The 14,275-nt window shown below is 50.3% G+C and carries 7 protein-coding genes; 6 read left to right on the top strand and 1 reads right to left on the bottom strand.

Annotated features, from left to right (window positions below; all coding sequences use genetic code 11):
* Nucleotides 1-266: 266 nt before the first annotated feature.
* Complete coding sequence (speC, locus tag ACFWUL_RS08150; RefSeq protein ID WP_416176941.1) at nucleotides 267-2,441, bottom strand: ornithine decarboxylase; 2,175 nt, start codon at nucleotides 2,439-2,441, stop codon at nucleotides 267-269.
* Nucleotides 2,442-3,258: 817 nt separating this feature from the next.
* Between speC and ACFWUL_RS08145 the strand changes: the two genes are divergently transcribed.
* The 6 genes from ACFWUL_RS08145 (at nucleotide 3,259) to ACFWUL_RS08120 (ending at nucleotide 14,258) form a co-directional block, all read left to right on the top strand.
* Nucleotides 3,259-3,525, top strand: coding sequence for a hypothetical protein (locus tag ACFWUL_RS08145; RefSeq protein ID WP_416176940.1), 267 nt, complete (start codon nucleotides 3,259-3,261; stop codon nucleotides 3,523-3,525).
* 152 nt (nucleotides 3,526-3,677) lie between these two features.
* Nucleotides 3,678-5,312: an MATE family efflux transporter gene (locus ACFWUL_RS08140; protein WP_416176939.1), complete on the top strand. Its 1,635-nt coding sequence runs from the start codon at nucleotides 3,678-3,680 to the stop codon at nucleotides 5,310-5,312.
* Nucleotides 5,313-7,438: 2,126 nt separating this feature from the next.
* Complete coding sequence (locus ACFWUL_RS08135) at nucleotides 7,439-8,158, top strand: hypothetical protein (protein ID WP_416176938.1); 720 nt, start codon at nucleotides 7,439-7,441, stop codon at nucleotides 8,156-8,158.
* A gap of 467 nt (nucleotides 8,159-8,625) precedes the next feature.
* On the top strand, nucleotides 8,626-8,847 hold the full coding sequence (locus ACFWUL_RS08130) for a hypothetical protein (RefSeq protein ID WP_416176937.1): 222 nt from the start codon (nucleotides 8,626-8,628) through the stop codon (nucleotides 8,845-8,847).
* Between the two features lie 76 nt (nucleotides 8,848-8,923).
* Complete coding sequence (locus ACFWUL_RS08125; protein WP_416176936.1) at nucleotides 8,924-10,843, top strand: Eco57I restriction-modification methylase domain-containing protein; 1,920 nt, start codon at nucleotides 8,924-8,926, stop codon at nucleotides 10,841-10,843.
* 268 nt (nucleotides 10,844-11,111) lie between these two features.
* Nucleotides 11,112-14,258: a DEAD/DEAH box helicase family protein gene (locus ACFWUL_RS08120; RefSeq protein WP_416176935.1), complete on the top strand. Its 3,147-nt coding sequence runs from the start codon at nucleotides 11,112-11,114 to the stop codon at nucleotides 14,256-14,258.
* Nucleotides 14,259-14,275 lie beyond the last annotated feature (17 nt).

Here is a 14,275-nt window from a genome sequence, read left to right as displayed (position 1 = left end):
TGCGGTTTGACGAGCTGATGGGGGTTGGCGGTTGGCATGCTTGCGGATAGAGTCACTCGCATGGAGCTCCTAGCTTCTAGCGGCTAGCAGCCAGGAAAGATGATCCGCCTGCGGCGCTTCCACTCGGTATTCCCGTCAGTCATTCGTGCCGTAGGCTGTTGATCTTTCCTAGAAGCTAGGAGCTAGCAGCTAGAAGCTCCGCACGAATGACTCTACCCATCAGCGCCAACCCCAACAGCTCGACAAACTGAAATTGGCAATACTCTTTACTTCTCAAATTCCTTCTTCAGTACATAGCCGTAGGCATGTTTCTTGCTGTCGTTCCCGTCCTGTACATAGACGCCCTGGATTTCCGGAGCGAAACCGGGGAGCTGGTTGATGCCTTCTACCAGGTCCAAAAAGTAGGTCACTGCGGTGTGAGACCATTTTTCACCGGGGTGCACGCAGAGGACGCCCGGCGGATAGGGGAGGGCCCCTTCGAGAGCTATGCGGCCTTCGGCGTCAGCCAGGTCCACCAGTTCGCCGTGGCCCCGCATGAATTCGTACTGCGCATCCTGGGGATTCATGGCGTATTTCGAGAAGTAATCCTTCAGGAAGAGCTGCTTCTGGAGGGTAGATACCTTGCGGTCCTTGTAGAAATCGTGCATTTCCTGGCAGAGCTGGCGGATGGTATATCCTCTGTACTTATCTTCGTAGGCTTTGTAAATGGTGGGGAGTACTTCTGCCATGGGAGCATCTTCATCGATGAGCTGTTCGAAGCGGATGAGTTTTGCCACCAGATCGTTCATCTTTGTTTCGCTTTCTGCGGGGGTCATGAGGAAGAGAATGTCGTTCAGGTCGTTCTTTTCCGGGATAATGCCGTTTTCACGGAGAAAGCCTGCCAGGATGTTTCCGGGGATACCGAAGTCTTCGTAGCCACCGTTTTCTACATCAATGCCGGCGGTGACGAACTGCAGCTTCATGGGATCGATGAAGTACTGGCCTTTGCCGTAGCCGTCGAAGCCATGCCATTTGGCACCCGGTTCGAAGGCCCAGTAGTTAATATCGTTGGCCATTTTTTCCGTGTCCCCCTCTTCCCACTTCTTGCCGTATACCGTGGGCGGTACGAGAGGACGGATGTAGTGGCAGCTTTTGAGGACCTGTTTCCTCGTTTCAATGACCAGTTTCACTGCATCCATCCACAATTTACGGCCTGCCGCTCCTTCATGGATCTTTGCATTCACGTCCAGCGCTGCGAAAAGCTGGTACAGGGGGGATGTGGAGGCGTGCATCATGAAGGCGTTATTGACTCTCTTGTGAGGTACGTAGCGGTCCTGTCCCTTGATGTGGGAGTCTTTCTTATGGATCTGGGAGGTCATGGAGAAGCCTGCCTGCTGTTTATGGACGGACTGGGTCACGAAGATGCCGGGATCTTCAGGTCCCAGATCGAGAAGCAGGGGGCTGCAGTCTTTCATCATGGGGATGAACTGTTCATAGCCTACCCATGCGGAGTCGAAGAAAATGTAATCGCAGAGATGGCCGATCTTGTCCACCACCTGGCGGGCATTGCAGATTGTGCCGTCATAGGTACCCAGCTGGATGACAGCGAGGCGGACCGGCCGTTTTGCCTTTGCCTTTTCCGGATCCTTTTCTGCTATCAGCTTGCGGATGTATTCTTCATGGAAGCACTGTTCCGGGATACCGCCGATGGAGCCGAAGGCATTCCGTTCGGTTTCCAGATACACCGGGGTGGCACCGGCCAGTACCAGGGCGCCGTGGTCGATGGATTTATGGTTGTTCCGGTCGAAGAGTACGATGTCGCCGGGAGTGAGGACGGCGTTCAGGACCACCTTATTGGAAGTGGAGGTGCCGTTCAGTACGAAGTAGGTCTTGTCGGCGTTGTATACCCGGGCTGCATGCTTCTGGGCTGCGAGAGCCGGACCTTCATGGATGAGGAGATCCCCCATGGCCACATCGGCGTTGCAGAGGTCGGCGCGGAATGTATTTTCACCGAAGAAATCGTAGAAAGCGCGGCCTGCCGGGTGCTTGCGGAAGAAGGCGCCGCCCTGGTGGCCTGGGCAGTCAAACTGGGAGTATCCGTTCTCCACGTATTTTTCCAGGTCCCTGAAGAAGGGCGGCAGCAGGGCCTCTTCGTAATGGGCTGCGGCGCTTTCGATCTGGCGGACGTAGAAATCGTGGTCCGTGCCGTTCAGGTCCATGACCCGATAGACCTTATGAAGAAATTCGTCCGCCACGGGGCCTTCCTTTGTGCGGATAAGGAGTACCGGGATTTTGAAAGCAAAAATCATATCCTTGCCCAGTACATCGGTGTCCGTATCGGTGATGACCACGGCTCCCACGTCAGTGAAGTCCGTATGATTGACACCTGCTGCCTCGCGGCCGGTGATTTGTCCGAAAATTTCAAGAGCCCTGTCGGAATAGGCGATTTTCAAGTGCTTCATAAAAGGGACCTCCTGTGAGTGTAGAAAGGAAATGGGGATGTAGCGATATTTCAGTTTGTCGAGCTGTTGAGACAGGTGGTTTGGCATGCTGATGTTTAGAGTCATAGCCTTTAGCTTTGAGCCTTGAGCATTGAGCATTGAGCCGGTCAGCGTCTTCGACGCAAATGCACCCCCTCAGCCTTCGGCAGCTCACCCTACGGGAAAGCGACTCACGATGATTTGAGCGTCGCTTCGCTCCTTCAAATCATGTTCGCTGCCACCCCGGTGGGGGAGCCAAGACTTGCTGCCCCCTCCGGGGTGGCAAGGGAACTGGATTCGCAGGAAGCCGTAGGCGACTGAGAATCCAGTGACACGCTTCCCCGTGTGGGAAGTCCCGCGTAGCGGGCAAGGGGGTGTATTTGCCGCGAAGCGGCTGTCCAGCTCAAGGCCCAAGGCTAAAGGCTCAAGGCTCAAGGCTGGTGACTATGATCGTAATCATGCAAATAAAAGTGGAAAATCTATAAATTCGCGGCGCTATATGAATTGTGCGCCGCACCACCACTCCTCACTCCTCACTCCTCACTCCTCACTCCTCACTCCTCACTCCTACCTATTGGTCGAAGAGTCAATCGGCTCTTTGTGTCTTACAGCCGCCCACATTCATATCGACACATTTGCTTTTTTCTTGGTATAGGAGTATACTATATGTAGGTATTAAAAATACCATTAGCAAAAAAATTCAAATTGCGAAATCAGTATGATTAGCGGTTTGTTTATTCAAATTATATCATAGGAATCCGAAATTCCTACTGAAATTATACAGAAGAAAGGAGGAAGAATGATGGTTATCGAAGAACTGATGGACCTGGAGATGTACGGGAGCATGTACCTGCTCTTTGCCATGGCTGCTTTCTACGTGGAAGGCGCCAATCTTCTCGTGCCCTCTCGGGTGAACTTCAATTTCAAGCGCATTCTTTCTCCCTTTGCTTCTTTCTTCAAAGGCTTCATCGGGGCAGGAGGATGGGTTGCATCTGGCTTTTTGAATGCAGCAGAACTGAATGACGGGGTATCTGTCACGGGATACCAGGTTTCCTCCATGGCCTGAAAGCGTGGGGGAAACCCCGCGCGGCAAGCATGTGAAGACTCTTTTTCCCGGAGCTTTTTTGAAGTGGCTCCGGAAACGGGTAAAATTCATTATCTCATAGGAATGGGACGCCGCGAGGCGTCTTTTTTTGATTTCTTTGGAGAGTGAATTGTATGTTTTTCGTGAAAAAAGATATCCATAAGTTATTGTCCGTCATGATACCGATCCTGGTGGCCCAGGTATCCACGGCGGGAGTGACTTTTATTAATACCACCATGGCGGGACACGCCGGCGCCGACGACCTGGCCGGCGTATCGGTGGGAGCGGGCCTCTTTTATCCGCTCCTGGCCTCCATCATCGGCCTTCTCATGGCCGGCACCCCCCTCATGGCCCAGCTTATCGGGAAAAAAGACAGGGACGCCCTTCCCTTCATCGTGAGATGCGGAGGAGCCATCGGCCTTTTCATTTCCCTCCTCTTCGGAGCGGCCTATTTCCTCTTCATCGATGACCTCCTCACCTCTCTGGCACTGGAGCCGTCGGTATCTTACATCGCCCGGTACTATCTGATGACCATGATTGGCGTGGTCTTCTTCCTGGGCCTCATTATCCCGCTCCGCTGCCTCACGGACACCGCGGGATCCACCTCCATTTCCATGAAGCTCTTTCTCATGGCGCCTCCGGTGAATGGGGTGCTGAACTACCTCTTCATATACGGTCACGGCGGCATGCCGGCCCTCGGCGGTATCGGCGCAGGCCTTGCCACCATGATGACCTACGGCGTTCTTCTGGGTCTCTTCCTTCTGGTGGTCCTGAAGACGAAGGAACTGAAGGGCCATGAAATCTTCACCCGCCTCACCATCCGTCCGGCGGACCTGAAGGAATACCTTGTCGTAGGCATTCCCAGCGGCCTTTCCATTTTCATGGAAATGAGCCTTTTCAGTCTCATCATCGTATTCCTGTCCCGCTATGGCACCGATGCCCTGGCGGCTTACCAGATTGCCGACAACTTTGCCAGCCTCGTGTACATGCTGCCGGTATCCTGCTCCATGGCCCTCACCATCCTCATTGCCACCGCCGTTGGCGCCGGGGATATGGACATGGCGAAACGGTATAAGAAAGCGGGATTCCTGGTAGCCCTCACAGGAGCTGCTATCACCGCCTCTTTCACCGTACTGTTCCGGAGCCACATCGGCTCCGTCTACACCGACGACGCGGCAGTGGCCATGATTGCCGGCCAGTTCCTCATCTACAGCGCAGGATGGCAGCTCTTTGATGCCATTTCCACCCCCATCCAGGGCATCCTTCGGGGACTGAAGGACACAAGGATTTCCTTCATCCTCATGGTCATTGCCTACTGGGGCGGCTGCTTCCCCATGAGCCTCTTCCTGGACAGCCACACCGCCCTGGGCGCCGACTCCTACTGGTTGGGCCTTGACTTCGGCGTAGGCTGCTCTGCTTTCCTCATGGTGCTCCGCCTCCTCTACGTGGAACGGGAACTGGCAGGAAAGCCGGTCATCACCCTGGCATCCATCCTCTCTTTCTTCACCGGAAGAGAACCGGCTGCCGTACCGGCGGTGGCTGTATCCACCTACTCCGCTGCCCTCCATAGAAATATAAAACAGGCCGAAGAACTGCTGGCCCTCCTCACGGAGACCGAAGAAAAGCTCTCCGCCCTGATCCAGGACAGGAAAGAAGGGGAAGTGGACATCTTCGCAGAAACAAGAAGAGTCCTCCCCATCCGTCTGTCCCTCCTGACAGACATGCACCTCTCCATCATAGGCCACGCCATCCGGGCCTACGTCCCATAGCGTGGATGTGAGAAAAAAACCGTGAACTCGAATGTTCACGGTTTTTTATTATGCGATTGGGCGGCGTGCGAACGGATGAAGCATTGAGCCTTCAGCCTTGAGCCTTGAGCCAGACCGTTCCGCGGCTCCGCCGCAAAGGTGGAGGCGCACGAATTGTATAGCGCCGCCTTGTGATGCCTGACTGCGGCTTCGCCGCATATGGAAATCTCAATATCGTGGTTTTGACTGTATCCCATTAACCATAACTCGTCATCTCGAGCGGTGGTAAGCGCCGTTGTGTCTGCACCGTTAAAAATCGCTACAGCTTCGATGAGTCGAGAGATCTCTCAGATATACGACTATGACGGCTTTGTAGAAGAGTTGAGATTTGAGGTCCAGCGGCTTCGCCGCAGATCCATCAGAATCCCTCTGTCACTGCGTGACATCCCCCTTTGGAAAAGGGGGACTAACCCATAGCCTGCGGCGCATCCCTCAGCTAACCTCCGTCTGCTTCGCAGCCACCGACGGCCGGGCCCCGAAAGGAAGGTACTTTTATGTGCAGTATAAGTACCAACTTGGGCCCGGCTCGAGGATCCTCTGCAGGAGCCTCGCCTTCCGAGGAAGGAGGCTCACGATTCGCGGCGAAGCCGCAGTTGGAGTCCTAAAGACTCTGTACAAATAACGTGCAAGTGACACTACAGTAGGCTCCCTTTCCCAAAGGGAGCTCCCCAACGGGGTGAGGGATTCCGATGGAAAGCGCCGCAGGCGAAACCTAAAGACTCTGACCATGTGACGCGAAGTTGACAATACACGAGGCTGAGAGATGGTGATGGATTCGGCCCGCAGGGCCCATCAGAATCCCTCTGTCACTGCGTGACATCCCCCTTTGGAAAAGGGGGACTAATCATTGGCGGCTGGCGCCGCGGAGAATCAGCCTGCGGCGCATCCATCAGCTAACCTCCGTCTGCTTCGCAGCCACCTCCTTCCCAAGGAAGGAGGCTAACGATTTGCGGCAAAGCCGCTGTTGGGATCCTGAAGACTCTACACAAATAACGTGCAATTGACACTGCAGTAGGCTCTCTTCCCAGAAGAGAGCTGCCCACCGGGCTGAGAGATGGTGATGGATCCGGCCCGCAGGGCCCGTCAGAATCCCTCTGTCACTTCGTGACATCCCCCTTTGGAAAAGGGGGACTAACCATTCGCGGCTGGCGCCGCATAAAATTAGCCTGCGGCGCATCCATCAGCTAACCTCCGTCGCCTGGCGGCGCCACCTCCTTCCCAAGGAAGGAGGCTAACGAATAGCAGCTTTGCCGCAGTTGGGCTCCTAAAGACTCTGACCCCAAAACATACAAATGTCTCAGCACGAGGCCCCTTCCTCGGAAGGTGGAGGTTCTGCAGAGAACCTCCGAGTCAATTGTAAGTTGGCGCTTTTACTGCACATTAAAGCGCCTTCCTTTTATCAATTGACGCTGTCCACGGGGCTGAGGTTAGCTGATGGAAACTGATGGAAATGGCCCACAGGGCCTGTCCACCTAGCTACTAGATCTAGCCACTAGCTACTGATTCGCTGCAGGCGAATCCCCTCGGTCTCGATCTGTTACCAGCCATTGGCCAGTTACTCCAACAATATTATGAGAAAAGAAGGGGTGACTGAAGACAGCTTTTTACGATATTAGTAGCAGAGGAGTGAATGAAAGATCTCATGAGAGGTCCGAAGGTTTTCCAAATGTTTCCTTCCATCCATGGTACAGAAGGAAGCGGGGATGCCTAAGGGACCCGGAAATTTCCCTTTCAGGATCCCCTCCTTTCCCAAAGAATCCGTCCGGACGGGAATGAAGGAAAGAAAAAACAGGAAAAACAAAAACAGAAAAGCAGTATGGAAGCGCAGTCACAGGACTTGCCTCCCTTGACGAGGGTTCCGAGCAACACTGAGCGGAGAGGTCCGAACGGGTATGGGTGATGACCGATACCAGTTTTATCGAGACCACAAATCCGGTGCAGACTGCCAAGGCGCGGACGCCGATTCACCGGTTGCATTTACCTGGTGCCCTTCCGGATGCTTTTCTGTTTTTTGCGTGGGTGGAAAGGCAGACTGTTTCTATTTGCTTTCGAGTGCGCCCTTTTATAGTTACATTAAGCGTTAGCGGATGGAAGTTTCCGCGAAAGACGGTGACATCTACGCCGCCAGTGCCTCTGCCATGTTCCATGTGCTCGTCGTGAAGCACGGTATCCACGGGGATCTCCGACAGAAAGGGAAAATCGCAGAGCTCGCCCTGGGCTACGGCGGCGGAGAAGGAGCCCTGAAAGCCATGGGGGCCCTGGACATGGGGCTCACACAGGAAGAACTAAAGCCATTGGTCACATCCTGGCGAACAACAAACCCCCACATCGTGGATTTCTGGTGGAAAGTGGACTGGGCAGTGAAAGAGGCTATCGAGAACCACCGGATCATGAGAGTAGGGACCCTCACCACCTTTATGCAGAAGGGCGTCCTCTTCATCGAACTTCCCTCGGGCAGGAGACTCGCCTACGTGGGGGCCGCCATGAAGATGGGAGAGAAAGGCTATAAAGTGATCACCTACATGGGCGTAGGAGCCACAAAGAAATGGGAACCTATCGAGTCCTACGGCCCCAAGTTCGTAGAAAACATCATCCAGGCCGTTTCCCGGGACATCCTCTGCCATGCTATGAAGAATTTGCAGGAACGGTACATCTGTGGCCACGTGCACGATGAACTGATTATTGAGTGCACAGAAGAAACGCCAGTCTATGAGATTACAGAGACCATGTCGGAGATGCCGGAATGGATGCCGGGACTGGTGCTTCGCGCAGACGGTTATCAGACATGGTATTACAAGAAAGATTGAGACCTAGATCTAGGTCTAGATCTAGGTGGTCCGCCTGCGGCGCTTATGTGGCTCAGGGGCGTGTGAATGGTGCCGTTGGGTTATGGGTTCTGACGCAACGGGGGCCGTTGGTGGAATGGTGGCAGGGCCGCAGATGGAGTCCTAATGACTCTGATTCCAAAACGTGCAAATGACTCCACAGCAGGCTCTCTTCCCGGAAGAGAGCTGTCCACCGGACTGAGGTATGGTGATGTGAAATGGCCTGTCCAGCTCAAGGTCCAAAATTCACATAAGTAAAGGATTATCTAATTCAGGTAATCCTTTTTTGTTTTTGTATGCTAATCCGGCATACGAAGTCAAGCGGTCTTTCCGTAGGGTATAATGAAAGTAATGACAGCTGTTATCGATAGTTGCAGCATTACAACTCTTATGAAAGTCAATGACAAAAAATGACTTTTTAATAACTATAATAGATTGAGGAATGGTAGATGAATAATCTGATAAACAAAGCCGTCTCCCTTGGCATTGAAGTCACCATCTCCGACTTCGATGATCTCCGTCGGCAGTACTGCTTCTCCTGGAAGGACCGGTCGGTGTATGTAGTCCTTTCCAATGAAAAGAAGCTGGCTGACCGGCTGAAACTGGAGGCTGAGGACAGTGATGGTGAATTTAAGGTGAAGCTGATGCAATTGGCTAACGAAATCGAATAGGCCAATAGTTTTTAGGATTGGCTGGTAGTATAATTTTTATAGATTATTTCAAAATTTTTATTTTCAGGAGTATACAGTGGATAAACTCATTGATGTGACGGATCCTTTGGTGCGGGCGGTGCTGCCCATACTGCTTCAGGACAAGACGACAAAACGGAATATCATCTGGGCCACCGATACCTATGCGGATTATGGGGAAGGATTTTTTGATAAACAGGAAATCACGGTTCCTAGGCTGCTCAATGCGCCGGACCTTATTAAGCCGCGAATACTGAAATCCCTGCAGGATCAACAGACTCGGACGAAAAAAAAGGCAGAGGTCTTTACGCCTGCCTGGCTTTGCAATGAAATGAATAATTTCTGTGACGAAGAGTGGTTTGGGCGGAAGACTGTATTCAATATAGAATGCGATGACCACCAGTGGGACGTGGTAGATGACCCTATCGCCTTTCCGGAGAAACGGTCAAAAAACTGGAAGCACTATGTCGATTCCCGGCGTCTGGAAATCACCTGTGGCGAAGCACCATTCCTTGTATCCCGGTACAATGCGGCCACCGGAGGACTGATCAATCCCACATTCCGGAGGATCGGCATCCTGGACCGGAAGCTGCGGGTGGTGAATGAGTACACAGATACCTTTGAAGAATGGTTGAAGTGGACCATCCGTGCCTTTGAATCGGTCTATGGTTATGAATACCAGGGAGACAGCCTGCTTATCGCACGAATCAATATGTTCCTCACCTTTATTGATTATTACCGAGAACGGTGGCAGAAGGATCCGGAATTCCCGCTACTGAAAAAGATAGCCAATAAGATTGCCTGGAACCTGTGGCAGATGGATGGATTCGAGGATACCGTGCCAGTTGGGATGCCGCCGAAGGCGGTGTATGAACCGAATCTATTTGAAGATGAAGTAGTATATGATAAAAAAGTGGAAAAAATTGCCCCTGCCTGTAAAATGCAGGACTGGAGAGACGATAGGCCTAAACAATTTCATGAGCTAAAGGGGAGACATCTTATGAATAAAAAATCACTTTTTGATGTAGCCATTGGAAATCCACCCTACCAACAATCTGATGGCGGCGCTGGAGTCAGTGCTATACCGGTATATAACAAGTTTTTGGAAGAAGTGAAAAAAATCAACCCGGAAATCATGTGCTTTGTTATACCGGCTAAATGGTACTCGGGGGGGGGTAGAGGGCTAGATAAATTCCGTAAAGATATGTTGTCTGATCCGCATATATCTATTTTAGAAGATTATACAAATTCTGCTGACCTTTTCACAGGGGTAGACATTGCAGGTGGAGTTTGTATTTTTGTACGGAACACTAAATATACTGGTAAATGTAACTATACCAATCATTTTAATGGGGCTACGACTAGAGCTTTACGTGACTTAAATGAGAATGAAACATTTATAAGATACCCTATAGCTGCAGATATAATAAAAAAAGTTAGCTCATTTAAAGAATCGACTTTGGATAATGTAGTATGTTCTCAAAAACCGTTTGGGTTGAGAACATATGTAAAACCTGAAAAACAGGGAGATTTAATTTTACGCTTTAGTGGCGGAAGAGGACCTTTTAAGCGGGAAGATGTTACTGCGGGACAATCTATGATTGATCAGTGGAAAATAATAATATCGCGTTTAACTGCGGAGCATGCAGGCCAACCTGATAGGCAAGGACAGTTCAGGGTCCTATCTACAATGGAAATGTTAAAACCAAAAGAGATTTGCACTGAAACATATATGGTTGCAGGCTCTTTTAATACCGAATTAGAAGCAATTAACTATATGAATTATCTCAAATCAAAGTTTGTACGATTCCTTGTTCAACAAATAGCGCTAACTCAGCAGTTGAGTCGGTCTAGCTTTAAGGCTGTTCCAGTTCAGAATTTCCAAAAATCATGGACGGATGAGGAACTCTACAAGAAATATGGTCTGAACGATTCAGAAATTGGGTTTATCGAAAAGACAATAAAGGAGATGCATTGATATGAAATCTCCCCAAATTAATACCAGCAGAAAGGTTATTCCCATTATATATTGCTACACGACGCCTGGAGTAACATATCATGAGGGATGGTGCAAAATTGGTGGCTCAGAGCAGGAGTCTGGAAAGAGAATAAAGCAGCAGACACAAACAGCCAATATCCATTGGAATCTAGAGTGGACGAAGAATGCCATTTATGACGATGGCTCAGGTGATGCTTTTCGAGATACCGATTTTCATAACTACCTTATGGAGCAGGGGATTGCGAGAATGAAACCGCAGCCAGGGGATACAAGGAAGCCGGAATGGTTCCATATCGACCCGGAGACTGCAAAGCGGATGCTTGATGATTTCAGGGAAAACCGGGGACTCAGTAAATCCCTGCAGCATGTGATTCCCTATACCCTCCGAAAAGAACAGCAGGAAGCGGTGGACAAAGCGAAAGATTATTTTCTTTCCCACGAAAGGGGAAAATTCCTTTTCAACTGCAAACCTCGCTTTGGGAAGACTCTTACAGTCTATGACCTCTGCAAAACCATGAATCTGGAAAAGGTGCTGGTAGTGACGAACAGACCTGCCATTGCTAATTCCTGGTTTGAGGATTACTGCAAATTCCTGGGGCGGGAGTCTGGCTACCTTTTCGTATCTGAGGTAGCAGGGCTCAAAGGAAAGCCCGGTGTGTACAGCCGTGATGATTTTACGAAAGCAATGCTGGACGCCGGAGATGCTCTGAAGTGTATAGAGTTCGTATCGCTGCAGGACCTGAAGGGAGCAAAGGCCTTTGGTGGTGCTTTTGATAAATTGACTGAAGTAGCCCGGCTCCATTGGGATATCCTTGTCATCGATGAAGCCCATGAAGGGGTGGCTACCTATAAAACGGATGTAGCCTTTGACCATATTTCTCGTAAATATACACTTCATCTCTCCGGCACTCCATTCAAAGCCATTGCCAACGGTGATTTCTCTGAAGATGCCATTTATAACTGGACTTATGCCGATGAACAGAAGGCAAAGGCCGAATGGAAGTCGGAGGATGGCAGTGAGAATCCCTATGCCAACCTGCCGAAACTGAATATGTATACCTACCGCATGTCTGACATGGTGAGCGATCTTATCGATCAGGGCATTGAAATTGATGGCAAGACGGAAGAATATGCTTTTGACTTGAATGAATTCTTTGCCACCGATGATCGGGGATACTTCATCCATAATGAGGCGGTGGATAAATTTCTTGATTCTCTGGTTACAGGAAAGAAATATCCTTTCTCTACGCCTGAGCTGCGTGGGGAACTGAAACATACTTTGTGGCTCTTGAACCGGGTAGCTTCTGCGAAAGCGCTGGAAAGAAAGCTGAAAAAACACCCGGTTTTTGGAAATGGAAATTATGAGATCATTCTTGCTGCCGGTGATGGCAGGGGAGAGGACGATGACCAAGTAACAGAAAGCGCTCTGCAGCGAGTAAAAGAGGCAATCAAAACTCATGATAAAACCATTACTCTCTCTGTAGGACAATTAACGACAGGGGTTACTGTGCCTGAGTGGTCGGCTGTGCTTATGCTGTCCAGTATTCAAAGTGAGGCCCTCTATATGCAGGCGGCTTTCCGTGCCCAGAATCCGTGCCGTTTCCATGAAGGTACTGAATTCCTCCGTAAACAGAATGCCTACATCTTCGACTTCGATCCGGCCCGCACGCTGATTGCCTTTGAAAAATTTGCCAATGATCTGTACCGGGATACATCCGGTGGCAGTGGCGATACGGAGACCAGGAAAAAACGGGTAAAGGAACTCTTGAATTTCTTCCCTGTTATCGGTGAAGATGAAAATGGGGAAATGATTGAACTGGATGCAGCCAAGGTGCTTTCTATCCCCAGGAGAATCAAATCCCAGGAAGTCGTACGGCGGGGCTTCATGTCCAATTTCCTTTTCCGGAATATCAGCAACATCTTCGGAGCTCCTAAAGAGGTCATTGATATCATCAATAAACTGGAGCCTTTCAAAGAGCAAAAACCGGTGGATAATCTGGACGAAAATACAGGGGATCGTCTCGATATCGATGATGATGGGAACGTATCCATTCCTCAGGAAAATATCATTGGGACCTCAAATGACATGTTCGGCGATAAGATTTATAAGGACGCTGAGTCCGATATACAGGATGTGGTAGATTCCCTTGATACCGCGCGGATAGCCCATGAGGAGGATCCGAAATCCAAGGCTGTGCAGGAGCAAATCGACAGGCTGAAAGATGCTTTCCATGAAAAATCGAAGCAGCTTTTGGATACTGCTAAAGAAACCTACCAGTCCGACCTGTCTAACCGTACTCGGCAGCAGCTGGAGAAATCTATCAATAATCGAGTGGATACTGCTATTAATCGGGCGGCAGACAACCTGCGTATCGAGACTGGCCGGGCAAAGAATGACCTCAAGGAAAAGCTGAAAACCGTGGAGTCCAAGAAAGAGGAGCAGGAAGTCCGGGAAGAATATCAGAAGAAGGTACAGGATATCCAGAATGATTTCCAGAAAGAAGTGAAGGATACTCTGACCCGGGAAATCCATGCGGCCGGTGAAACGGTGGTGGATCGGGTAGAGACTGATAAACGGGTGAAGGAAAAGAATGATATCGAAAGCTCTGTACGAGACCATCTGAGAGGATTTGCCCGTACTATCCCGGCTTTCCTCATGGCCTACGGCAGTGACAAAACCACCCTTGCCAACTTCGACCATATGGTACCATCCAATGTGTTTGAAGAAGTCACCAGAAACGCTCAGACCGGTAAGTGTATTTCCTTGGATGAATTCCGCTTCCTCCGGGACGGTGGCGACTATTATGAACGGGATGAAAAGGGCAGGGAAATCAGAGATGAGGCTCATAAAAAGCACTTCGACGGACATCTCTTCGATGAAGTGGTATTCAATGATTCAGTCAAAGAATTCATGAATAAACGGAGAGCCTTGGCGAATTACTTCGATGAAAGCCATAAAGAAGATATTTTCAACTATATCCCGCCACAGGAAACGAATCAGATCTTCACACCAAAGAAGGTGGTGGTGAAGATGGTAGACCTCCTTGAAAAGGAGAACCCCGGCTGTTTTGATGATGATAAGAAGACTTTTGCCGATCTGTACATGAAGTCCGGCATGTACATTACGGAAATAGTGAAGCGGCTTTTCAACAGTCCCCGTATGAAGAAACTCTATCCCGATGACGGAGAAAGACTGAACCACATCTTCGCCAAGCAGGTCTATGGACTGGCTCCAACGGAAATCATCTATCATATCTGTCTGAATTACATCCTCGGCTTCAGCGATAAGATCCGCATTAAGAAAAATAATATCCGTCTCTGTAATTCCCTGGCTTATGCAGAAAAGGGAACCTTAGAAATGAAGCTGAAGGAACTTTTCCCGGAACTGAAATGACGCTAGCCTATACTGGT

Source organism: Dialister sp., assembly GCF_047832375.1.
Lineage (GTDB): Bacteria > Bacillota > Negativicutes > Veillonellales > Dialisteraceae > Dialister.
This window is presented reverse-complemented; position numbering and strand designations above follow the sequence as displayed.